We start from the raw sequence: 22212 nt of genomic DNA on the forward strand, positions 1-22212 counted from the left end.
GCCCGGCCGGATCGGGGCCGGCCGGGCGCAGTCAGGCGAACACGGATCGGGGCGGCGCAGCCGTCCCGACCCTCAATCCCCGCGAGGGACGGGGATCCCCGTGCGGAGATCCCCGCTCGCGCGGGGATCCCGTGGGGAGGCCGCGCAGGCGGCCTCCGTCATCGTCAGGCTCAGGCGGTATCCGGCCGCGGATCGTAGGTCGGGTGGCCGGTGTCCTGGTCGGCCGCCTCCAGCGTCTTCAGGATCCGGATGATGCGTTCGTCGCGCCAGCGCTCGATCTTCTTGATCGGCCAGCCGCCGGCCTGTTCCTGGGTGCCTTCGACCATGCGGTCGATCAGGGTGTCGGTCAGCTTCGGCGCCACCAGCTTGGTCCAGGGCAGTTCCAGCGCCGGGCCGAACTGCTCCAGCATATGCCGCATGCCGCCCTCGCCGCCGGCAAGGTGATAGGTCAGGTTGGTGCCCATGAAGGCCCAGCGGATGCCGGCGCCGAAGCACACCGCCTCGTCGATCTCCTTGGTGGTGGCGATGCCGTCGGCGACCAGGTGCAGCGCCTCGCGCCACAGCGCCTCCAGCAGCCGGTCGGCGATGTAGCCGTCGATCTCGTTGCGCACATGCAGCGGCTTCATGCCGAGCGAGGCGTAGAAGGCCGAGGCCGCCTTGATCGTCTCCGGCGCCGTCTGCCTGCCGCCGACCACCTCGACCAGCGGCAGCAGGTAGACCGGGTTGAAGGGGTGGCCGATGACGATGCGCTCGGGGTGGCGCGCGCCCTCCTGGATCTCGCTCGGCAGCAGGCCCGAGGAGGAGGAGCCGAGGATGACATCGGCCGGCGCCGCGCCGGCCATGGCATGGTGCAGCTGGCGCTTCAGCTCGATCCGCTCCGGCGCGCTCTCCTGCACGAAATCGGATGCGGCGGCCACCGCCTCGGCCGAGCCGAGCACCCGCAGCCGGTCCGGGTCCGCGCCCGCGGCCAAGCCCATCCGGGTCAGGGCCGGCCAGGCATTGGCGACGGCGTCGCGCAGGGCTTTCTCGCCGTTCGGCGACGGGTCCCAGGCGACCACGTCGAGGCCGCGGGCCAACGCCCGGGCCGCCCAGCCGCTGCCGATGACGCCGCCACCGACAACGCCGAAGGTCCTGATCTCACGCGGCATGGGCCTGGCCCCTTGTCTTCAGTCCGAGATGGGTGCGGGCTTCGGCCGGGGTCATCACCGCCGACCCCATCGCCTCGATGATCGTGCGCGCCCGTTCGACCAGGCTGCCGTTGGAGGCGAAGACGCCCTTGCCGAGATAGAGGTTGTCCTCCAGACCGACCCGGACATGGCCGCCCAGCAGCACCGCCTGGGCGACGAAGGGCAGCTGCAGCCGGCCGATGGCGAAGCCGGCCCAGACCGCGCCGTCCGGCAGCATGTCGCGCATCGCCAGCATCATCCGCGGGTCGGGCGGCACGCCCCAGGGAATGCCGAGGCAGAGCTGGAACAGCGGCGGCGCGTCGAGCAGCCCCTCCTCCACCATCCGGCGGGCGAACCACAGGTTGCCGGTGTCGAAGATCTCGAGCTCGGGCTTCACCCCCAGCTCCTGGATCCGCTTGGCCTGCTTGCGCAGGATGTCGGGGGTCGAGACATAGACCAGCGAGCCGTCGCCGAAATTCAGCGAGCCGCAATCCAGGGTGCAGATCTCCGGCAGCAGCTGTTCGACATGCGGCAGCCGGTCGATGCCGCCGATCAGGTCGGTGTCGGCGCCGAACTTCGTCGGGTTGTCCTGCGGCCCGATCACCAGGTCGCCGCCCATGCCGGCGGTCAGGTTGATGATGATGTCGACGCCGCTGGAACGGATGCGGTCGACCACCTCGCGATACAGCGCCGGGTCGCGGCTGGGCTTGCCGGTCTCGGGGTTGCGGACGTGGATATGGGCCACGGTGGCCCCGGCCTTGGCCGCTTCCAGCGCGGCGTCGGCAATCTGCTGCGGCGTCACCGGAATGGCGGGGTGCTTGTCCACCGTGTCGCCGGCGCCGGTGACGGCGCAGGTGATGATGACGCGCCGGTTGATCTCAGTCTGCAAGGCCATCGCCGGCCATCCCTCCGTATCGCCGGCGGACCGGCTCCCGAGGCAAGCCTAAGCTCGGAAGACCCGTCCGCCATTGATGGAGAGCGACACCGGCTTGATGCTTTCCGCTATGCCGCCGACGCCCGGCGGTCGCGGCTGGGCGGCACCGAGAACTCGCGGCGGTAGGAGCGGCAGAAATGCTCATAGCTGCCGAAGCCGCAGGCGATCGCCACCTCCAGCAGCGGATCGTCGGAATACTGCACCATCGACCGCGCCCGCTGCAGCCGCAGCGACTGGTAGAAGCCCTGCGGCCCCTTGCCGAGATGCTGGGCGAACAGCCGTTCGACCTGGCGCGGCGACATGTCGACGGTGCGGGCCAGGGCGGTGACCGCGACCGGGCTGGCCACGTTGCGCTCCATGATCTCGACCATCCGCGCCAGCCTGGCATCGCGGATGTCGAGCTGCTTCGGGATCGACAGGCGCTGCCGGTCCTCGGCATGGCGCAGGGTGTTGTAGATGAACTGCTCCGACACCGCCGCGGCCAGCCCGGGCCCATGGTCCATGCGGATGATCTGCAGCATCAGGTCCAGCGCCGCGGTGCCGCCGGCGCAGGTCAGGCGGCGGCGGTCGGTCTCGAACAGGCAGGCGCGGGCTTCGACCCGCGGAAACTTCTCGGCGAAGCCGTCCAGCGCCTCCCAATGCGCGGTGGCGCGATAGCCGTCGAGCAGCCCCGCCGCGGCGAGCGCGAAGCTGCCGGTGTCGATGCCGCCGAGCACGGCGCCGCCGCGGTCGAGCCGGCGGAACCAGCGGGTCAGCGCCGGGGTGACGGCGGCCAGCGGCTCGAACGCCGCGCAGACGATCAGCATCGGCAGGTCGTCGGCGCTGCCGGCCACGGCATCGGCCGGCAGCGGCAGGCCGTTCGAGGCCGGCACCGGTGTGCCGTCGGCGGAGAAGATGGTCCAGCGATAGACTTGGCGCCGCGACAGCCGGTTGGCGACCCGCAGCGGCTCCAGCGCCGAGGCGAAGGCCATCATCGAGAACTGCGGCAGCAGCAGGAAGCCGATATGGCGGGCGGCGTCGGTCATGGCGGACCCGATCGATGACTGTGTCGTGTTTCATCAAGCGATCGGCCCTCGACGTCAAGATCCTTGCAGGCTCGCCACCGGACCGCTCTCAGCCAGACATCGTTCGGCCATCTTCCGGCGCTTCAATCCGACCACGGCCCGGGCGGAGGCGGCGGGGCGGTTCGGGAGGTCGGGCGATGCCTGCGGAACAGAGGGTGCCGTCGCGCTGGGGTGCGTTGGCCTTCACGGCCAAGGCCTCGATCCTGCGCGCCTGCCGGACGCTGCGCGAGATGCGGGGCGGCCGGCCGCTGCGCCATTCCCGGGCGGCGGCGCTGCGCGATGCCCCTGTCGTGGCCGAGAGCCGGTCGCCGCTGTGGGGCGGCCCCGGCGGGGCACAGGAGACCCTGCTGACCGCCGGCAAGATCCAGAACCTGCGCCTGGCGGTCCGCGCCATCGACGGCATCGAGGTGCCGGCCGGCACGGTGTTCAGCTTCTGGCGGCAGATCGGCCGGGCCTCGCGCCGGCGCGGCTTCGTCGCCGGGCGCGAGCTGCGCGAGGGCTGCCTGATCGCCAACACCGGCGGCGGGCTGTGCCAGCTGTCCAACGCCCTGTACGAGGCGGCTCTGGCGGCCGGCTTCGAGATCGTCGAACGCCATGCCCACAGCCGGCTGATCCCGGGATCGCGCGCCGCCGCCGGGCGCGACGCCACCGTGTTCTGGAACTATGTCGACCTGCGCATCCGCAGCCCCCAGGCCTTCCGGGTCGAGGCCCGGCTGACCGCCGAGGCGCTGGAGATCCGGTTCCGCGGCGCGGACGGCACCGCGGACCGCGGCGTCGTGGTCGCCTTCCCGGGATCGCGCGACAAGGCCCATGACTGCGTCGGCTGCGCCCAGGAGGAGTGCATCCGCCACCTGCCCGCAGGGGAGGCCCGGACCAAACGCCCGACCGCCTGGCTGGTCGATGCATGCTGGCCGGAATTCGCCGCACTGCTGCGCGAGCAGGCGGGGCCGGAGGATGCGCTGTTCCTGCCGATGCGCTGGCCGTCCCGCGCCCGCTACGCCTGGCCGGCGCTCGCGGGAGGAGAGACCCGCGCCACCCTGGTCGCGCTGTCGCGGGCCCGGGCCCTGCGCCGCCTGCCGGCTGCAGGGGGCGCGCTGCCGCGGGCGATGCTGGCCTATGACCAGCAGCTGGCCGCCGCCTATGTCAGGCGCCTGTCCTATCGCCACACCCATCTGGTGGTGAGCCAGAGCCTGCTGCCGCATCTGTGGCGCGACGGCTGCCTGCAGGGCCGCAGCTTCGACGTGCTGATGGAGCGCTGGCCGCTGGCGTCGCTGCAAGCCCGGCTGGACCGCGCCCTGTCCCGCCATCCCGAGAGCCCGACCCTGGGCGATTTCCGGGCGCCGGCCGAGATCGTCACGGCGGAGGCCGAGGCGCTGGCGGCGGCGGCCCGGCTGTACACCCCGCATGCCGGCATCGCCGCCCGCTTCGCCGACCGCGCGGTCCATCTCGATTGGGCGCTGCCCGACGTCTCCCGCGCGCCGCGGCCCGCGATCGGCGGACGCACGATCCTGTTCCCGGCTTCGGCCCTGGGCCGCAAGGGGGCCTATGCCCTGCGCGACGCGGTCGCAGGGCTGGAGGTCGACCTGGTGGTCAGCGGCCGGGCGCGGGAGAACAACGCCCCGTTCTGGCGCAGCGTCGCGGTGCGGCCGATGCCGGCCGGCGGCTGGCCGGGCCGGATCGCGGCCGTGGTCCTGCCGGCGGTGGTCGAGCACCAGCCCCGCGCCCTGCTGCGCGCCCTGGCGCTGGGCATCCCGGTGATCGCCACCGCCGCCTGCGGCCTGGACGAAGGCCCCGGCGTCACCCTGGTGCCGGAGGACGACGCCGCGGCGCTGCACGAGGCGCTGCGCCGGGCGCTGGGCGACGCGGCGCCGCTGCTTCAGGCCTCCTCGAGGAACTCCGCATAGGTGCCCGAAATCGCCTCCACCGCGGCGTCGTAGAACTGCTTGCCGTGCTCCGGTGTCGCCAGGCCGGGGTTGGAGCCGATGCGGCCGTCGGGGAAGCGGCGGCGGTAATCCGCGGCATCGTAGAAGCGGCCGGTGGGCGCGATCGGCGGGTCCAGCTCCGCCGTCTTGATGTGGTCGGGGAACAGATGCTGGGTCACCGCCACCTCGCTGGCCGTGGCGTGGCTGCCCTCGGCCACGCCGTACAGCTGCTTCGACAGGCTGTTGACGCCGGCATTGTCCCACCAGTTGACCAGGCGGCAGCGGATCGGCGGCAGGCCGAGCGTCCGCATGTCGGAATAGATCTCGTAGAAGGCGGCCTGGATGGTGGCGATGTTGCCGCCATGGCCATTGACGAACAGGAAGCGCTCGAAGCCGTGCTCGGCCAGGGCCGTCACGTAGTCGCGGATCACCAGCACCAGCGTCGACGGCTTCAGCGTCATGCTGCCCGGGAAGGTCATGTGGTGATGCGCCATGCCGACGCCGATGGTCGGTCCGACCACGGCCCCGGTCCTGTCGCCGACGCCGCGGGCGATGCCTTCGGCGCACAGCGCGTCGGTGCCGATCAGGCCGTTCGGGCCATGCTGTTCGGTCGACCCGATCGGCATGATCACGCCGCGCGAGGCCTTCAGATAGGCCTCGATCTCCGGCCAGGTGCTGAGCTGTAGCTGCACGTTTGGGTTCCTTCCGGTACTGGTCTGGCGTCTTGGCAGCGCACAATTCTCGATGTCATGCCACGGCTTGACCGTGGCATCCAGGGGCGGCCAGAACGGCTCTTGGTGGCCCCTGGATTGCCCGGTCGAGCCGGGCAATGACAGCAACAGGAAAAGCCGGTCCTAAATCCCGAGCGCGCAGCCGTCCTTGCGCGGGTCGGAGCCGGCGATCAGCACGCCGCGGTCATGGTCGATCAGGATCGCCTGGCCGCCGCCCAGGGGTTCCGCCCGCCGGTCGACGGCATGGCCGCGGCCGGCGAGGTCGGCGGCCACGGCCTCGCCGATCCGGGGCTCGAGCTGCAGCGTGCCGTCGAAGGCGAAACTGCGCGGCAGGTCCAAGGCCGCCTGCGGGTCGAGGCCGCGGTCGAACACGGCGGAGACGAACTGCGCCTGCCCGGCCGCCTGGTAGTGCCCGCCCATCACCCCGAACACGCCGGCGGTGCGGCCCTGGCGGCGCAGCAGGCCGGGGATGATGGTGTGCATCGGCCGCTTGCCCGGGCCGATCGCGTTGGGATGGCCGGCCTCGACCCGGAACGACGCGCCGCGGCTGTGCAGCAGCACGCCGGTCTCGGGGTCGAGCAGCCCGCTGCCGAAGGCATCGAAGATCGAGTTGATGAAGGAGACCGCGTTGCCGTCGCGGTCGACGACGCAGAGATAGACCGTGTCGCGATGTTCCGGCTCGGTCCACAGCGCCGGTGCGCCCGCCCGGCGCGGGTCGATCCGCCGGCGCAGCGTGTCGAGCACGGCGGGGGACAGCAGCGTCTTCGGGTCGTGCGGCAGGTGGTCGGGGTCGCCGATCAGCGCGTCGCGGTGGTGGTAGGCGATCTTGGTCGCCTCGGCCAGCAGGTGGATGCGGTCGGCCTCCGGCATCTCGGCCGACAGGTCGGTGCCGGAGAGCAGGCCGAGGATCATCAGCGCCGCCAGCCCCTGGCCGTTCGGCGGGCACTCCACCACCTCGGTGCCGTGATAGTCGAGCCGGATGGGATCGACCCAGTTCGCCCCGTCGCGGCCGGCGGCGAAATCGTCGAGCGTGTGCAGCCCGCCCCGGGCCTTGAGGAAGCGGACCAGCGACTCCGCCACCGCCCCCTCGTAGAAGGCCCCTGCCCCCTTGGCCGCGATGTCGCGCAGCCGGGCGCCGAGCAGCGGCTGGGCGTACCGGTCGCCGACGCTGGGGATCCGGCCGCCGGGCAGGAAGACGCTGCGGCAGCCGGCGTCGCCGGCCAGGAAGTCCGCCTCCTGCGCCCAGTCCCAACCGACGCGCGGGGTCACGGGATAGCCCTGTTCGGCGTAGAGGATGGCCCGGGCGAACAGCCGGTCGAGCGGCAGCGACCCATGGTCGGTGTGCAGCCGGCACCAGGCCGAGATCGCGCCCGGCACCGTCACCGCATGCGGGCTGCGCTGCGGGATGGCGGACAGGCCTTCCGCCTGCAGCGCCTCGACCGACGCCGCCCGCGGCGCCCGGCCGCTGCCGTTCAGCGCCAGCGCATCCCGCCCGGCGGGGGCGTACAGCACGAAGCAGTCGCCGCCGATGCCGGTCATATGCGCCTCGACCACGCATTGCACCGCGACCGCGGCCAGCGCCGCATCGACCGCGTTGCCGCCATCCATCAGCACCTCGAGCCCGGCGGCGGAGGCCAACGGATGCGAGGTGGCGATCGCCGCTTCGCCCGCGATCAGCGCCGAGCGTCCCGGCTGGCCAAAATCCCGTTGCATGCCCACTGCCCTTTCGGTTTCGCGTCCGTGGTTGATATCGACAGCTGGGAGGGTTTGGCAACCCGGCCTTGGGCAAGTCGATCGAAACTGCCCGATCGGCATGCCGGAGCGATGGCGAACCCCGGCGGCCCGATCACAGAGCAGGCTCCGATCTCGGCACGACATAGCAAGCCAAAATCCAACCTCTCATGTATTATTATACATACATTCTCGAATGTTGATAATATCTCTGAGTCTAACCTCGGCCTTTATTTCATGAACTCAGAGAAACGGAGAAATTGAGATAACATCTCGATTGCTTTTGCCTGGAACCCCTCATAAATTCGGCCGGCATCCGCTGGGGGTTGGTTGATGCCGTCGTGAAGACATGACGATCATATCCGCTAGAACGGGGGGACGAGCTATGCGGAGGATTTTACTGCTCGGGGTGTGCCTGGCGGCCACCACGGCAGGCATTGGCGCGGCCCAGGCCGAGATCGCCGTCAAGATCAATGGCTGGGTCGGCTTCCTGGGCGGCGTATTCGTCACGCGCACCGACACCGGCACCCTTGATCGCGACTATGACTTCGTGTCCGGGGCGCGGCTGCAGTTCGACATCAAGAACGTGACCGACGGGGGCCTGGAATACGGCGCCCGCATCCGTTTCAACAATGCCGACCGCAAGAACAACGTCACCGTCGACCGCACCTATGTCTACGTGAAGGGCGGCTTCGGCACGATCACCTTCGGCGACGCACCATACGCGTCGGGGGACATCGGCTATGTCTACGCCCACGACACGCTGAACTCGAAGCTTGGGCTCGGCGCCGGCTGGGGCGACGGTCTCGACGGCAAGTTCAACCTGTTCGGCGGTTCCGACGTCTTCTACGCCTTCGATCCGACCTACGGCATCGGCGGCCTGAACGGCAAGGACACCAAGATCAAGTACACCTCGCCGAGCTTCTCGGGCTTCTCCTTCGCCTTCGACTTCACCCCGGTGGCGGGCGGCAACGGCCATGCCGGGCCGGGCGGCGTCAACGACCTGACCAACGACGCCACGACCCGGTACGAGAACATCGTCACCGGCGGCCTGAACTACGCCAACACCTTCGACGGCACCTCGGTGCGCGTCGCCGGTTCGGCCAGCACGGGCAACGGCGTCAGCGGCAATAACGACTTCGAGGCCTACAGCTTCGGCGGCCAGATCGGTCTCGCCAGCGGCTTTGCCGCCAGCGTGAACTGGGTGCACTTCTCCAGCACCTTCCGCGCCAAGAAGTCCATCGACTCGATCACCGGCGACCTGTCCTACGCGACCGGCCCGTTCGTGGCTTCGATCGGCTACGCCTACACCACCGCGGAGAAGGGCAACGGGCTGAAGTCGTCCTTCACCGACGGCACGGACCTTCAGGCCAACCACAGCGTCGTCCTGTCGTTCCTCTACAACGTGGCGCCGGGCCTCAACACCTTCACCGAGCTGAGCTACGAGCGGAACGAGTTCCGCGCCGGCCGCGACTACGAGGCGAGCACGCTGACCTCCGGAATGGCGCTCTCCTTCTGAGACAACGACAAGAGCCTATCGCCAACAGACTAGAGGGCGGCGCCAGGGGCCGCCCTCCTTCCTGCCCGGCTCCGGCGCATCTCGCCGCTCCGGACGGCCGATAGCCCGGGACCCTCAGGTCAGGGCCTTACCCCCGGGAGGGGTCATCACCCGACGCCACTGCAACGGCATCGGACCCGTTACTATTTTGTGAAATTTGTAGACATTGCGTCCTTTTGGACGGCCAGCGGTTGATTTTAAAACTCCCGGCTTCGTATAAGCCGCCTCGCAAACTGTATTGGGGGGCCGGCGCTTCGTCTCGGGCGGCGCTGAGCCCGACATGCGAGGGGAAGTAAAATGCGGAAGTTTTTGTTGCTCGGGGTGTGCCTGGCGGCCACCACGGCGGGGATCGGTGCTGCCCAGGCCGAACTCAGCGTCAAGGTGAACGGCTGGGTCGGCTTCCTGGCCGGCCTCTCGATTTCCCGCACCGATTCTGAGAATCTCGACCGCGACTATGACTTCGTGTCCGGCGCGCGGTTGCAGTTCGACATCAAGAACGTGACCGATTCGGGCCTGGAATACGGCGCCCGCATCCGCATGAACAATGTCGACCGCAAGAACGGCGTCACCGTCGACCGCACCTATGTCTACGTCAAGGGCGGCTTCGGCACCCTGACCTTCGGCGACGCGCCGTATGTCGGCGCGGACATCGGCTACGTCTACGCCCATGACACGCTGAATTCGAAGCTGGGCCTCGGCGCCAGCTGGGGCGACGGCCTCGACGGCAAGTTCAACCTGTTCGGCGGGTCCGACACCTTCTACGCCGTCGACCCGACCTACGGCATCGGCGGGCTGAACGGCAAGGACACCAAGGTCAAGTATTCCTCGCCGAGCTTCTCGGGCTTCTCCTTCGCCATCGACTTCACCCCGGTCGCCGGCGGCAAGAACGCGGCGGCGTCCGGCCATGGCACGGGCGGCGGCACCAGCGACCATGCCGGTCCGGGCGGCATCAACGACCTGACCAACGACGCCACGACCCGCTACGAGAATGTCGTCACTGCCGGCATCAACTATGCCAACAGCTTCGACGGCACCTCGGTGCGCCTGGCCGCCTCGGCCGGCAACGGCAACGGCGTCAGCGGCAACCATGACTACGAAGCCTACACCGTGGGCGGCCAGGTCGGCTTCGCCAACGGCATCGCCGCCAGCGTGAACTGGGTGCATTTCGCCAGCACCTTCCGCGCCGACAAGGCGATCGACTCGATCACCGGCGACATCTCCTACGGCACCGGCCCGTTCGTGGTCTCGGTCGGCTACGCCTACACCACCGCCGAGAAGGGCAACGGCCTGTCGTCGTCCTTCACCAACGGCACCGACCTGCAGACCAACCACAGCGTGATCGGCTCGTTCCTCTACAACGTCGCGCCGGGCCTCAACAGCTTCACCGAGCTGGCCTACGAGCGGAACGAGTTCCGCGTCGGCCGCGACTTCGAGCAGACCTCGCTCACCACCGGCGTCGTCCTCGCCTTCTGAGGCGACGACAGGACTGTACCGAGCAGACTTCGAGGGCGGCGCCAGGGGCCGCCCTCTTTTCTTTTGAGAGTTCGCCGTCGCAAAGACGACGGCACCATCCCCGCGGCCGCGGCGTTCCCTTTCGGGAGGATCGCGATGACCAGGCCGGGACGGGTGCGGATCGGGATTTCGGGCTGGACCTACCGGCCCTGGCGCGGGGTGTTCTACCCCAAGGGCCTGCCGCAGAAGCGGGAGCTGGCCTTCGCCGCCGAAGCCTTTCCGTCGATCGAGATCAACGGTACCTTCTACGGCAGCCAGCGGCCGGAGAGCTACGCCCGCTGGGCCGAGGAAACGCCCGAAGGCTTCGTCTTCGCGGTCAAGGGCCCGCGCTACATCACCCACACCCGCCGGCTGCGCGACGCCGGGACGCCGCTGGCCAACTTCCTCGCCTCCGGCCTGCTGCGGCTGGGGCCGAAGCTGGGCCCGATCCTGTGGCAGCTGCCGCCCAGCTTCCGCTTCGACGCGGCGCGGATCGAGGCCTTCCTGGCCCTGCTGCCGCACGACACCGAGGCCGCGGCCGCGATGGCGCGCCGGCACGATGACCGCTTTGCCGGCCGGGCCTGGACCAGGACCGACCGGCGCCGGCCGCTGCGCCACGCCATCGAGATCCGGCATGACAGCTTCCTCGACCCCGCCTTCGTCCGGCTGCTACGGCGCCACAAGGTGGCACTGGTCTGCGCCGACACGGTCGACTGGCCGCGGCGCATGGACCTGACCGCCGACTTCATCTATTGCCGCCTGCATGGCTCGGAGGAGCTGTATGTCAGCGGCTATGACGACGCGTCGCTGGACCGCTGGGCCGACCGCGTCGCCGCCTGGGCCACCGGCCGCGAGCCCGACGACGCCGAACGGGTGATCGACCGGCCCGGGCCGAAGCGGGCCCGGCGCGACGTCTTCGTCTATTTCGACAATGACGCCAAGGTGCGCGCGCCGGAGGACGCCCGGGGCCTGATTCGCCGCGTCGAGTCCCGTCTCGGCAGCTGAACCGCGCCGGGACCCTGCCCCGTCCCTTCGGGTTGCCCCGACCGTCTCCCGTCGTGATAGACCATGCCCGGTCCTGCCGTCCGGAGGATGGCGCGGCCCGAGTTTGCGGAGGGGTGATGACGGTCCAAATCGACATCGGAACGCTGTCCAACGGGACATCGGCCATGATCGATCTCGAGGAGCTGCTGGCGACTCGGCTGCTGGTGCAGGGCAATTCCGGCTCCGGCAAGTCGCATCTGCTGCGCCGGCTGCTGGAGCAGAGCGCCCCCTGGGTGCAGCAGGTGGTGATCGACCCCGAGGGCGACTTCATCAGCCTGGCCGACCGCTTCGGCCACATCGTGGTCGATGGCGACCGGTCGGATGCCGACCTGCACCGCATCGCCGGCCGCATCCGGCAGCATCGCACCTCCGCCGTGCTCAACCTCGAAAGCTGCGACGCCGACGCCCAGATGCGCGGCGCCGCCGCCTTCCTCAACGGGCTGTTCGATGCCGAGCGCGACCTGTGGTACCCCGTGCTGGTGGTTGTGGACGAGGCCCAGCTGTTCGCCCCCGCCGCCGCCGGCGATGTGTCGGAGGAGGCGCGCAAGGCGACGCTGGGCGCCATGGCCAACCTGATGAGCCGCGGTCGCAAGCGCGGCCTGGCCGGCGTCATCGCCACCCAGCGCTTGGCCAAGCTGGCCAAGAACGTCGCGGCCGAGGCCTCGAACTTCCTGATGGGCCGCACCTTCCTCGACATCGACATGGCGCGCGCCGCCGACCTGCTGGGCCTGGAACGGCGCCAGGCCGAGATGTTCCGCGACCTCGGGCGCGGCCAGTTCGTGGCGCTGGGCCCGGCCCTGTCGCGGCGGCCGCTGGAGGTCAAGATCGGCGCGGTCGAGACCGGCGCGCGGTCGACCAGCCCGAAGTTGATGCCGATGCCGGAGGCGCCAGCCGAGGACCTGCACGAGCTGATCCTGAAGCCGGCCGAGGTCGAGCCGCCGGTGCCGCGGCTGCCGCGCCAGCCGGCGCCGCAGCCGACCGCCGAGCTGCTGGCCCAGTTGATCCGCAGCCGCCCCGACCCAGCGGCCGCCGCGGCCGAGGAGGAGACGGATCCGATGACCCAGGCGGAGCGCGACGCCGCGATCGACGCGGTGCTGCGCGACCTGGTGGCGGAGGAGGATTCGGCATTTCGCCCGGTCGCGGTGCTGTACCAGGACTTCCTGGTGCGCTGCCGGATCCGCAAGCTCGCCGGCCCCCGGGGCGGCGGCGGGCCGCTCGACCTCGCCGGCTTCCGCGGCCGGCTGGCGGTGGCCCGCGCCGGGGTCGACACCGAGACGGCGGAGAGCCCGGCCTGGCAGCGCGCCACCAGTCTGGCGAAGGACCTGCCGGAGGACATGCAGGGCATCTTCCTGCTGCTGGTCAAGGCGGGGCTGGCGACGGCGCCCTGCCCGTCCGACGCCACCATCGGACGGGCCTACGGCACCCAGTCGGTCGGCCGCACCCGGCGGCTGCTGACCTATATGGAGCAGCGCGGCTTCATCGTCTGCCGCGCCGCCGGCCGCGGCGGCAACCGGATCATGGCCTTCCCGGACCTCGGCTGCGAGACCGGCCCCGGCGACCCGAACGGGCCGGAAGCCGTGGCCGTGATCGAGATCGAGGACACGACGCCGGCTGGCGCGGACCTGCCGGTCGAGGATGAGGCGGAAGCGAGAGTCGAGTGACGGGGCGGGCCTTGATCCCGGCCTGCCCCTGGCACCCCGTCCGCCGGCATTTCCACAACATTCCGAAATAAACATTTGATAATTTCTGCGCGACCGGCCGCGGGCCGCAATGCTGAGCAGATCAAGATTGCATAGCGTGGGCTAAAAGGCTGAAGCTCGGCGAATAGTTGAGAGTTTTATCTTCCTGTGGCAAATGGCCCAGCACCCTCATACGGTTGCGTGCCATACACCAGAGCGAAGCGGCAACACGTCCCCCGATTCCATGACCAGACACAGTCTCCTGACCCTCGGCATCCTCGGCTTCGCCATCCTGCTGGTGATCGGCGTCGCGTCGATCTGGCTGGTGCAGCAGTCGCGCGAGGACCAGGAATGGGTCGCCCATTCGCTCGAGCTGGAAGGCCGGATCACCCAGCTGCAGTTCCTGGTACAGACGGTGGAGGGCGCCCAGCGCAGCTACCTCCTGACCGAGGACAAGCAATACGCCGACTCCTTCGAGACGGCGCTGGCGCAGATCCCGGCCGTGATCGACGAGATCCAGGGCCGGACCAGCGACAATCCCTCGCAGCAGCAGGCGATCGGAACCCTGCGGCCGCTGCTGGACCGGCTGCCCAACTTCCGCAACGCCGTTCGCCAGTACGATGGCGGCGACCGCATCGGCGCGCTGACCCTGGTGCGGACCGGGCGCGGACGTGAGCTGATCGCGCAGATCGACGGCATCCTGACGGGCATGAAGACGGAGGAGGCGCGGCTGCTGACCGACCGGTCCGCCACCTCGCGCAATACCCAGTTCTGGCTGGTGGCGATCACCCTGGCCGGCCTGCTGACCATCGTCGCGGTCGCCGCCGTCGCCGTCATCCTGTTCCGGCGGTCGACCCGGGCGCTGCAGGCCATCCAGCAGGAGCTCGCCCACGCCAATGAGGGGCTGGAGGCGGTGGTGGCGGAGCGGACGGCCGACCTGCAGGAGGCCAATGAGGAGATCCAGCGCTACGCCTACATCGTCAGCCACGACCTGCGGTCGCCTTTGGTCAACATCATGGGCTTCACCAGCGAGCTGGAGCATGTGCGCGACGGCATCTTCGACCGGATCGCGGCCCTGCGCGGCCAGCTGCCGGCACCGGCCGACGAAAGCGAGGACGAGGCGCTGAAGGCGGATTTCGGCGAGGCGGTGGGCTTCATCAAGACCTCGATCGCCAAGATGGACCGGCTGATCAACGCCATCCTGACCCTGGCCCGGCAGGGCCGGCGGGAGTTCAAGCGCGAGCGGATCGACGCCACCGCGCTGCTGCAGGGCATCGCCGGCAGCCTGGCCCACCAGGCCCAGGAGCGGAACGCCGAGATCCGGATCGGCGCCCTGCCGGCCCTGGCCAGCGACCGGCTGGCGCTGGAGCAGATCTTCTCGAACCTGCTGGACAACGCCCTGAAGTATCTGCGCGACGGCGTGCCGGGCGAGGTCGAGGTCAGCGGCCGGGCGACGGCAGCCGGCCTGGTCTACGAGGTCCGCGACAACGGCCGCGGCGTCGACCCGCAGGACAGGGGCCGGATCTTCGAGCTGTTCCGCCGCTCCGGCCCGCAGGACCGGCCGGGCGAGGGCATCGGCCTGGCCCATGTCCGCGCGCTGGTCCGCCGGCTGGGCGGCAGCATCGCGATGGATTCCACCCCGGGGCACGGCAGCGTGTTCCGGGTCACCCTTCCCAAGACATGGATCGAACCCAACCGGAGGGCAGCGAGATGAGCCAGGACAGCCGCGCGGTCAGCATCGTGATGATCGAGGACGATGAGGGCCATGCCCGCCTGATCGAGAAGAACCTGCGCCGGGCCGGGGTGCACAACGAACTGATGTCGTTCCGCGACGGCACCAGCGGCCTGGCCCATCTGTTCGGCCCGGACGGATCCGGCGAGGTGAACAAAGGCAGGGCGCTGCTGATCCTGCTGGACCTCAACTTGCCCGACATCTCCGGCACCGAGATCCTGCGGCGGGTCAAGGAGAACGACCATCTGAAGCTGTCGCCGGTCGTGGTCCTGACCACCACCGACGACAAGGTCGAGATCCAGCGCTGCTACGACCTCGGCTGCAACGTCTACATCACCAAGCCGGTGAACTACGAGAACTTCGCCAACGCGATCCGGCAGCTGGGCCTGTTCTTCTCCGTCATCCAGGTGCCCGAGACTCCATGATGGCTGCTGCCGGCATCCGCATCCTCTACATCGACGACGATCCGGGATTGGCCCGGCTGGCGCAAAGGACGCTGGGCCGCGCCGGCTATGTCGTCGAGATCGCGACCGATGGCGGATTGGGGCTGGCCCGCATCGACCAGGGCGGCATCGACGCCGTGGTGCTGGACCATGCCATGCCCGGCCAGGACGGGCTGGCGACGCTGGAGGAGATCCGCCGGCGGCCCGACCCGCCCCCGGTGATCTACGCCACCGGCAACCAGGACAGCCGGGTGGCGGTGGCGGCGCTGAAGATCGGCGCCGCCGACTATGTGATCAAATCGGCCGAGGGCGAGTTCTTCGCCCTGCTGCAGGCGGCGATCGACGGCGCGCTGGAGGCCGCCCGGCTGCGGCGCGAGAACGAAATCCACCAGGCCGAGATCCGGGCCGCCCGCGACCGTTTCGAGGCGCTGGCCGAGGAGCGCGCCATGCTGATGCGCGAGATCAACCACCGCGTCAGCAACAGCCTGCAGCTGATCGCCTCGTTGCTGCGGCTGCAGGCCAATGCGTCGGGTGCGCCCGACATCAAGGGCGCGCTGGCCGAGGCGGAGAACCGGGTGATGGCGGTCGCCCAGGCGCATCGCCGCCTCTACACCTCCGACTCCGTCAGCGCCATCGAGCTCGACCGCTATCTGCAGGAACTGGCGGAAAGCCTGCGCGGATCGACCGAAGGCCAGGGCACCCGGTCGGTGCTGGACCTGCGGACCGAGCCGGTCGAGATTCACCCCGACCGGGCCATCGCGCTGGGCGTCATCGTCACCGAGCTGGTGCTGAACGCGCTGAAATACGCCTATCCCGCCGCGGGCGGCGGGCCGGTCCGGGTGGTGCAGCGCGCTTTGCCCGATGCCCGGATCGAGATCACGGTCGAGGATGACGGCGTCGGCATCGGCCCGGCGCCGGCGGGATCGACCGGGCTGGGGCAGCGGATCATCAAGGCGATGGCGACCAAGCTGGAAGCGACCCTGCTGCACGACCCCAGCCACGCCGGGACCCGGGTGGTGCTGACCTTCGCGGCGTGAGTCGTCAGGCCGCAGGCGGCCCGAACACCGAGGCCACCTCGGCCGGGTCCAGCAGCCGCCACTTCCCCTCGGCCAGATCCCCCAGCGCCAGGCCGCCGACGGTCGCGCGGTGCAGCGTCTCGACCCGGTTGCCGGCCGCGGCGAACATCCGCCGGACCTGGTGGTAGCGGCCCTCGGTCAGGGTCAGCCGGGCCCGCCGCGGCCCCAGCACCTCCAGCGCCGCCGGCTCCAGCGGCGTCTTCTCCGACCGCAGCATCAGGGTGCCGGCGGCGAACAGCTCCGCCTCGTTCCCCGCGAGGTCCTGCGCCAGCGTCGCCTCATAGACCTTGGGGATGCGGGCCTTGGGCGAGATGATCCGGTGCAGCAGCACGCCATCATCGGTCAGCAGCAGCAGGCCGGTGGTGTCGCGGTCGAGCCGCCCGACCGGCGCGACGATCGGGTTGCGCTGGCGGAACCGGGGCGGCAGCAGCTCGTAGACCACCCGGCCGGGGTCGGCGGTGGCGCAGGTGTAGCCGGTGGGCTTGTGCAGCATCAGCACCGCGCCGGGCGGGGGGTCGAGCGGCTCGCCATCGACCCGGATCGCCTCGTGCTCCGGCTGCGCCTCGGGGTTGAACGGCACGTCGGCGGCGTTGGTGACGCGGCCGTCGCGCAGCATCGCCTCGACCTGCTTGCGGCTGCCGTAACCGAGATTGGCGAGGCGGCGGACCAGCTTCATCGCACGCCCTTTGCGGCCTCGATCACCTTATAGGGACCGTCCTCGACCACGCTGCGGACCATGGTGAAGGCCTTTTCCAGCGTCGCCTCATAGGGCAGGTGCCGGTTCGCCACCAGCCACAGCCGCCCCTTCGGCTTCAGCCCCGCCGCCGCGGCGGCGATGAAGGCGCGGCCGAGGTCGTGCCGGTCGGCCCGGCCGCCGTCATGGAAGGGCGGGTTGGTGACGATGAAATGGTAGCGCCGGCCCGGCGCCAGCCCGCCGGCGACGTCATGCCAGAGGAAGTCGAGCGCGGTCTGCCCGGCCAGGGGTGCCAGGTTGCGGCGGGCGAGGTCCAGCGCCCGCGCCTCGGCGTCGTAGAGGTCCAGCGCCGTGACATCGGGGCAGCGCTCCAGGATCGCGGCCGAGAGCGTGCCGAAACCCGAGCCGAGATCGGCGCCATGGCCCTTGAGGTCCGCCGGCAGATGGGCGGCGAGCAGGGCCGAGCCGGGATCGATGCGGTCCCAGGCGAACAGGCCGGGGCGGCTGAGGAAGCGGCCCTCCGCCACCGGGCGCGGCGCATCCAGCAGCGCCCATTCGGCGCGCAGCGCAAGGTCGCCGGCGCCGTCCTGCGGGCGGACCCAGAACACGCGGCAGCGGTTCTTCGACAGGCTTTCGACCGGCCCGGCCAGGCGGACCAGATCCTCCTCGATCGAGCGGGCACCGTCGGTGTTGGCCAGGCTGACCACCACGGCGGCGCCTGATACCGCCTGGTCCAGCGCGCGGGCCAGCAGGGTGCGCGCCGCCTCGCGCTGCCGCGGCGGCAGCACCAGCACCAGCGGGAAGCGGCCTTCGACCGCGGGCGAGACGGTCAGCCCCGCCTGCTCCAGCGCCGTGGCGTGCTGCCGGACGCTCTGCTCGCAGGCCAGGGCAGGGGATGCGTATCCGGCCAGCGCCGCGCCGGCGCGGGCGCCGAGGAACAGGGCGCGGCCATCCGCCGGCCAGGCCAGGGCCTCGGTGTCGAAGGGCAGGAACAGGGTGTCGAGGGCGGGATCATCGGTCATGCCGGCCTCCGTGGCACATCGCGGCCGAAAACGAAAGCCTCACGCCGTGGCGAAGGTCTCGCGCAGCCGCTGCGTCGCCGCCAGCGAACAGGCCACCGCGGCCTCGTAGAGCCTGGCCCCGGCCTCCGCGGTGGCGTCGGCGGGGCGGCCGATCACCCCGGTCGGGTTGATCTCCTCGAAGCCGCGCCAGACCGTGATCGGGCTGGACGCATAGAGATGCGGGTCGGGCCAGCAGGACGGCGTACCGCCGGCCGGGATCGCCTCGGCCCGGGCCGATCCCGGGAACAGGTGCAGCATCAGCGAGGTCTCCAGCGCGCAGGCATGGCCGCAGCCCTGGTCGGCATCGGGCAGGATCGCCGCCGCATCCTCGCGGATCAGGTCGAAATAGGAGAAGGCGGCGCTGCGGATGCCGTCGGCGCCGAGTTCGGACACCGCGACCTGCAGCGCGCCGCGGTTGCCGCCATGGCCGTTCAGCAGGATCGGGAAGAAGCCGTCGCGCGCCAGCGAACGGCAGACATCGACCACGATGGCGATAAAGGTCGACGGCCGCAGGCTGATGGTGCCGGGGAAGGCCACGTGATGCGCCGAGGAGCCGTAGGAGATCGGCTCGGCCACCCGGATCGACGGGTCCCGCCCGGCGACGCCCAGCGCCACCGCCATTGCCAGCCAGATGTCGACGCCGGTCGCCAGATGCGGCCCGTGCTGCTCGACCGCGCCGGTCGGGACCAGCACCGCGCCGTGGGCCTTGCCCAGCGCGCCGAGCTCCGGCGACGGGCTCCAGGCCAGGCGGGCAGGACCGGGGGCGAAGGGCGGAAGGGACATCGGAGGGATCCTCGGATCGTGGGGACTACACTCTATCTGTCATTGCCCGGCTTGACCGGGCAATCCAGGGGCCACGAAGAACCGCTCTGGCCGCCCTGGATGCCACGGTCAAGCCGTGGCATGACAAAAAAAGAACGGTCCCTCACCCGCCCATGGCGGCGCTGCCCAGCATCTGGGCCGGGCGGCGCAGGGCCGGGTCGAAGGGGTTGATCCGCGGCCCGATCGCGTCGGCCTCGCGCTTCAGGATCTCGATCACCGTCGGCAGCCGGTCCTCGCCCAGCCGTTCGGAGATGGTGCCGATGCTGAGCGCCGCCACCGCCCGGCCGTCGCGATCGAGGATCGGCACCGCGGCGCCGCCCATGCCGGGCAGGATGAAGTCCCGCCGCGTGGCGTAGCCGGCCGCGCGCACCTTCGCCATTTCGCTGCGCAGGTAGACCTCGTCCATGACGCCCTGGCCGACCAGGCGCGGGACGTTGAAGCGCACCACCTCCTCGCGCTCCGCCTCCGGCAGGAAGGCCAGGATCACCAGCGCCCCCTGCCCGACCCCGAGCGGCACCCGGCCGCCGATGTCGCCGGTGTGGGAGCGGATCGGGAACAGGCCTTCGCTGCGGTCGAGGCACAGCGCGTCGAAGCCGGTGCGCACCAGCAGGAACACGGTGTCGCCGAGCATGGCGGACAGGCGCTGCAGCACCGGCCGGCACAGGTCGCGCAGGCTGCTGGGGTTGCCCGCCCGCGCCGCCAGAGCGAAGAAATCGATGCCCAGCCGGTAGATCCGGCTGCGCTCGTCCTGCTCGACCATGCCTTCCGCTGCCAGCGCCTTCAGCAGCCGGTGCACCGTCGCCTGGGTCAGGTCGGTGGCTTCGGCGATGCGGATCAGCTTCGCCCCCTCGCCGCCCGCCTCGGCCAGTGCGCGCAGGATGGCGAAGCCGCGCTGCAGGCTTTTGCCCGGAGACAGAGGTTCATCGGCCTTCACCATTTCCGGAATTCCTGCATAGCCACAACCATCATTGATTCCGATATATGGAATCTGAATCAGAATACTCCCAATAAAATGGAATGTCTCCTTGACTCGATCGGGCGAAAGAGTCTTCTGGAAAGGCGTGTCGGCGCCTTCCGTTCAACGGACCCAAGATCGACCGCGCAGGTGTGCCAGGGAGACAGCGATGACCTTCCTCCGTCTCGAACGGATCTCGAAGCTGTATGGCGACGTCGCGGCGGTCGCGGATCTCGACCTGACGGTGGAGCGCGGCGAGTTCGTGTCGCTGCTCGGCCCCTCCGGCTGCGGCAAGACCACGACGCTGCAGATGATCGCGGGCTTCGTGCCGGCGACCACGGGCCGGATCCTGCTGGACGGCCAGGACCTGACCACGGTGAAGCCCAACCGCCGCGGCCTGGGCGTGGTGTTCCAGAGCTACGCCCTGTTCCCGCACATGACCGTGGCCGACAACGTCGCCTTCGGGCTGGAGATGCGCGGCGTCGCCAAGGCCGAACGGGCGAAGCGGGTGGCCGAGGCGCTGGCGCTGGTCCATCTCGACCACCTCGCCGACCGCTATCCCCGGGCCCTGTCGGGCGGCCAGCGCCAGCGCGTGGCCCTGGCCCGCGCCTTGGTGATCGAACCGCCGGTGCTGCTGCTGGACGAGCCGCTGTCCAACCTCGACGCCAAGCTGCGCGAGGCGATGCAGTTCGAGCTGCGCCAGATCCAGCGCCGCACCGGCACCACCACGATCATGGTCACCCACGACCAGTCCGAGGCGCTGTCGATCAGCGACCGGGTGGTGGTGATGGAGCAGGGCCGCATCACCCAGATCGACCAGCCCTACCGGATGTACGAGCATCCGCGCAGCCGCTTCATCTCCGACTTCGTCGGCAAGGCCAACCTGCTGGACGGCGTGGTGGCCCAGGCCGGCGCCACCGCCCGGGTGGCGGTCGGCGCGGTCACGCTGGAGGTTCCCGGCGACGGGCTGCCGGCCGGCGCCCACGTGCTGCTGTGCCTGCGGCCGGAGAAGCTGGCGTTGGGCGCCGCCGGCAGCGGCCGCCTGCCCGGCACGGTGTCGCGCCGCTACTTCCTGGGCAGCCAGTGGCTGTACCACCTCGACACCTCGGTCGGGGAACTGCTGGTCGCGACCCCGAACCTGGGCGAAGAGCCGCTGGCCGAGGGCGCCAAGGCCGGCATCGACTGGGCGCCCGGCATGATCCGGGTGCTGCGCGACGCCGAGGCCGCCGGGGCCCTGCAATGAGCGCCGCGACGGGAGCCGCCACCCCGCGCCTGGCGGTCACCGCGATGGCGGCGCCGGCGACGCTGCTGTTCGCGGCGCTGGTGATCACGCCCCTTGTCCTGACCCTGATCCTGTCCTTCCACGTCTACGACCACACCACCGGCGTGCAGGATGCCTGGACCATCGGCCAGTACCTGACCGTGCTGACCGACCCCTACTACTACGGCATCTTCCTGCGCACCTTCCGGCTGGCGGCGCTGACCACGCTGATCTGCGCCGTGCTGGGCGCGCCCGAGGCCTATGTGCTGAGCCGGATGCGAAAGCCCTGGCGGTCGATCTTCCTGCTGGTGGTGCTGGCGCCGCTGCTGGTCTCGGTCGTGGTCCGTGCCTTCGGCTGGAGCATGCTGCTAGGCCCCACCGGCCTGGTGAACGACGCGCTGCAGGCGCTCGGCCTCGGCCGCGTCCGGCTGCTCTACACCGAGACGGCGGTGGTGGTGGCGCTGGTCCACGTCATGCTGCCCTTCATGGTGATCCCGGTCTGGACCTCGCTGCAGAAGCTGGATCCGGCCACCGAGCAGGCGGCGCTGTCGCTCGGCGCGTCGCACAGCACGGTGCTGCGCCGGGTGGTGCTGCCGCAGGTGCTGCCCGGTCTGCTGTCCGGCAGCCTGATCGTGTTCGGCCTCGCCGCCAGCTCCTTCGCCATCCCCAGCCTGCTCGGCGGACGGCGGCTGAAGATGGTCGCGACCGTGGTCTATGACGAATACCTGAACTCGCTGAACTGGCCGCTGGGCGCCGCCATCGCGGTGATCCTGCTGCTGGCCAATCTGGTGATCATGCTCAGCTACAACCGGATCGTCGAAGGACGGTACCGGAAGAGCCTCGGGTGA

At 70.3% G+C, this 22212-nt stretch carries 19 protein-coding genes; 10 read left to right on the forward strand and 9 right to left on the reverse strand.

Features of this window, described 5'->3' with window-relative positions; all coding sequences use genetic code 11:
- Positions 1-170: 170 nt before the first annotated feature.
- The 3 genes from E9232_RS14050 to E9232_RS14060 all read right to left on the reverse strand — a co-directional run bounded on the left by E9232_RS14050 (position 171) and on the right by E9232_RS14060 (position 3125).
- Positions 171-1148: an L-carnitine dehydrogenase gene (locus E9232_RS14050; RefSeq protein WP_309794774.1), complete on the reverse strand. Its 978-nt coding sequence runs from the start codon at positions 1146-1148 to the stop codon at positions 171-173.
- Positions 1138-2061 (reverse strand): 3-dehydrocarnitine:acetyl-CoA trimethylamine transferase CdhC, encoded by a 924-nt coding sequence (gene cdhC, locus E9232_RS14055; RefSeq protein WP_309794775.1) that lies wholly within the window; start codon positions 2059-2061, stop codon positions 1138-1140. Before cdhC ends, E9232_RS14050 begins: the two co-directional genes overlap by 11 nt.
- Positions 2062-2168: 107 nt before the next feature.
- Entirely contained in the window at positions 2169-3125 is a 957-nt protein-coding gene (locus E9232_RS14060) for a GlxA family transcriptional regulator (protein ID WP_309794776.1), read from the reverse strand.
- 176 nt (positions 3126-3301) lie between these two features.
- Here E9232_RS14060 and E9232_RS14065 point away from each other — a divergent pair, with 176 nt between their 5' ends.
- The gene (locus E9232_RS14065; RefSeq protein ID WP_309794777.1) at positions 3302-5068 is read left to right on the forward strand and encodes a VanW family protein; all 1767 of its coding nucleotides are present in this window, start codon (positions 3302-3304) and stop codon (positions 5066-5068) included.
- On the opposite strand, the gene E9232_RS14070 is transcribed toward E9232_RS14065, so the two are convergent.
- The gene (locus E9232_RS14070; RefSeq protein ID WP_309794778.1) at positions 5041-5778 is read right to left on the reverse strand and encodes a creatininase family protein; all 738 of its coding nucleotides are present in this window, start codon (positions 5776-5778) and stop codon (positions 5041-5043) included. The genes E9232_RS14065 and E9232_RS14070 overlap by 28 nt on opposite strands.
- Before the next feature lie 162 nt (positions 5779-5940).
- Positions 5941-7530: a gamma-glutamyltransferase family protein gene (locus E9232_RS14075; RefSeq protein ID WP_309794779.1), complete on the reverse strand. Its 1590-nt coding sequence runs from the start codon at positions 7528-7530 to the stop codon at positions 5941-5943.
- 403 nt (positions 7531-7933) lie between these two features.
- On the opposite strand from E9232_RS14075, the gene E9232_RS14080 reads away from it, so the two are divergent.
- From E9232_RS14080 to E9232_RS14110, 7 genes are all read left to right on the forward strand, one after another.
- Complete coding sequence (locus E9232_RS14080) at positions 7934-9067, forward strand: porin (RefSeq protein ID WP_309794780.1); 1134 nt, start codon at positions 7934-7936, stop codon at positions 9065-9067.
- A gap of 336 nt (positions 9068-9403) precedes the next feature.
- Positions 9404-10579 (forward strand): porin, encoded by a 1176-nt coding sequence (locus tag E9232_RS14085; RefSeq protein WP_309794781.1) that lies wholly within the window; start codon positions 9404-9406, stop codon positions 10577-10579.
- 135 nt (positions 10580-10714) lie between these two features.
- Positions 10715-11602 (forward strand): DUF72 domain-containing protein, encoded by an 888-nt coding sequence (locus E9232_RS14090; RefSeq protein WP_309794782.1) that lies wholly within the window; start codon positions 10715-10717, stop codon positions 11600-11602.
- Positions 11603-11718: 116 nt separating this feature from the next.
- Entirely contained in the window at positions 11719-13302 is a 1584-nt protein-coding gene (locus E9232_RS14095; protein ID WP_309794783.1) for a helicase HerA domain-containing protein, read from the forward strand.
- Positions 13303-13564: 262 nt separating this feature from the next.
- Complete coding sequence (locus E9232_RS14100) at positions 13565-15034, forward strand: sensor histidine kinase (protein ID WP_309794784.1); 1470 nt, start codon at positions 13565-13567, stop codon at positions 15032-15034.
- Positions 15031-15477 carry a response regulator gene (locus E9232_RS14105; protein ID WP_309794785.1) on the forward strand — a complete coding sequence of 149 codons (447 nt, stop codon included), beginning with the start codon at positions 15031-15033 and terminating at the stop codon, positions 15475-15477. The genes E9232_RS14100 and E9232_RS14105 overlap by 4 nt, the downstream gene beginning before the upstream one ends.
- Positions 15474-16532 carry a sensor histidine kinase gene (locus E9232_RS14110; protein ID WP_309794786.1) on the forward strand — a complete coding sequence of 353 codons (1059 nt, stop codon included), beginning with the start codon at positions 15474-15476 and terminating at the stop codon, positions 16530-16532. The genes E9232_RS14105 and E9232_RS14110 overlap by 4 nt, the downstream gene beginning before the upstream one ends.
- 4 nt (positions 16533-16536) lie before the next feature.
- Here the strand turns inward: E9232_RS14110 and E9232_RS14115 are convergent, their stop codons facing one another.
- The 4 genes from E9232_RS14115 to E9232_RS14130 form a co-directional block, all read right to left on the reverse strand.
- Positions 16537-17247, reverse strand: a complete 711-nt coding sequence (locus E9232_RS14115; protein WP_309794787.1) for a pseudouridine synthase — start codon at positions 17245-17247, stop codon at positions 16537-16539.
- Complete coding sequence (locus E9232_RS14120) at positions 17244-18287, reverse strand: class I SAM-dependent methyltransferase (protein ID WP_309794788.1); 1044 nt, start codon at positions 18285-18287, stop codon at positions 17244-17246. The genes E9232_RS14115 and E9232_RS14120 overlap by 4 nt, the downstream gene beginning before the upstream one ends.
- A gap of 39 nt (positions 18288-18326) precedes the next feature.
- Positions 18327-19109 carry a creatininase family protein gene (locus E9232_RS14125; RefSeq protein ID WP_309794789.1) on the reverse strand — a complete coding sequence of 261 codons (783 nt, stop codon included), beginning with the start codon at positions 19107-19109 and terminating at the stop codon, positions 18327-18329.
- 142 nt (positions 19110-19251) lie between these two features.
- Positions 19252-20085, reverse strand: coding sequence for an IclR family transcriptional regulator (locus E9232_RS14130; RefSeq protein WP_309794790.1), 834 nt, complete (start codon positions 20083-20085; stop codon positions 19252-19254).
- 187 nt (positions 20086-20272) lie between these two features.
- On the opposite strand from E9232_RS14130, the gene E9232_RS14135 reads away from it, so the two are divergent.
- On the forward strand, positions 20273-21346 hold the full coding sequence (locus E9232_RS14135) for an ABC transporter ATP-binding protein (protein WP_309794791.1): 1074 nt from the start codon (positions 20273-20275) through the stop codon (positions 21344-21346).
- Positions 21343-22212 (forward strand): ABC transporter permease, encoded by an 870-nt coding sequence (locus E9232_RS14140; protein ID WP_309794792.1) that lies wholly within the window; start codon positions 21343-21345, stop codon positions 22210-22212. The genes E9232_RS14135 and E9232_RS14140 overlap by 4 nt, the downstream gene beginning before the upstream one ends.

The sequence above is a fragment of the Inquilinus ginsengisoli genome (genome assembly GCF_031453975.1).
In the GTDB taxonomy this organism is placed as follows: Bacteria; Pseudomonadota; Alphaproteobacteria; order DSM-16000; family Inquilinaceae; genus Inquilinus; species Inquilinus ginsengisoli_A.

Bases quoted from the DNA above. Each gene is read 5' to 3' on its own strand.
- E9232_RS14050 (WP_309794774.1), bottom strand. From the start codon at position 1,148: ATGCCGCGTGAGATCAGGACCTTCGGCGTTGTCGGTGGCGGCGTCATC.
- cdhC (WP_309794775.1), bottom strand. From the start codon at position 2,061: ATGGCCTTGCAGACTGAGATCAACCGGCGCGTCATCATCACCTGCGCC.
- E9232_RS14060 (WP_309794776.1), bottom strand. From the start codon at position 3,125: ATGACCGACGCCGCCCGCCATATCGGCTTCCTGCTGCTGCCGCAGTTC.
- E9232_RS14065 (WP_309794777.1), top strand. From the start codon at position 3,302: ATGCCTGCGGAACAGAGGGTGCCGTCGCGCTGGGGTGCGTTGGCCTTC.
- E9232_RS14075 (WP_309794779.1), bottom strand. From the start codon at position 7,530: ATGCAACGGGATTTTGGCCAGCCGGGACGCTCGGCGCTGATCGCGGGC.
- E9232_RS14080 (WP_309794780.1), top strand. From the start codon at position 7,934: ATGCGGAGGATTTTACTGCTCGGGGTGTGCCTGGCGGCCACCACGGCA.
- E9232_RS14085 (WP_309794781.1), top strand. From the start codon at position 9,404: ATGCGGAAGTTTTTGTTGCTCGGGGTGTGCCTGGCGGCCACCACGGCG.
- E9232_RS14090 (WP_309794782.1), top strand. From the start codon at position 10,715: ATGACCAGGCCGGGACGGGTGCGGATCGGGATTTCGGGCTGGACCTAC.
- E9232_RS14095 (WP_309794783.1), top strand. From the start codon at position 11,719: ATGACGGTCCAAATCGACATCGGAACGCTGTCCAACGGGACATCGGCC.
- E9232_RS14100 (WP_309794784.1), top strand. From the start codon at position 13,565: ATGACCAGACACAGTCTCCTGACCCTCGGCATCCTCGGCTTCGCCATC.
- E9232_RS14105 (WP_309794785.1), top strand. From the start codon at position 15,031: ATGAGCCAGGACAGCCGCGCGGTCAGCATCGTGATGATCGAGGACGAT.
- E9232_RS14110 (WP_309794786.1), top strand. From the start codon at position 15,474: ATGATGGCTGCTGCCGGCATCCGCATCCTCTACATCGACGACGATCCG.
- E9232_RS14115 (WP_309794787.1), bottom strand. From the start codon at position 17,247: ATGAAGCTGGTCCGCCGCCTCGCCAATCTCGGTTACGGCAGCCGCAAG.
- E9232_RS14120 (WP_309794788.1), bottom strand. From the start codon at position 18,287: ATGACCGATGATCCCGCCCTCGACACCCTGTTCCTGCCCTTCGACACC.
- E9232_RS14125 (WP_309794789.1), bottom strand. From the start codon at position 19,109: ATGTCCCTTCCGCCCTTCGCCCCCGGTCCTGCCCGCCTGGCCTGGAGC.
- E9232_RS14130 (WP_309794790.1), bottom strand. From the start codon at position 20,085: ATGGTGAAGGCCGATGAACCTCTGTCTCCGGGCAAAAGCCTGCAGCGC.
- E9232_RS14135 (WP_309794791.1), top strand. From the start codon at position 20,273: ATGACCTTCCTCCGTCTCGAACGGATCTCGAAGCTGTATGGCGACGTC.
- E9232_RS14140 (WP_309794792.1), top strand. From the start codon at position 21,343: ATGAGCGCCGCGACGGGAGCCGCCACCCCGCGCCTGGCGGTCACCGCG.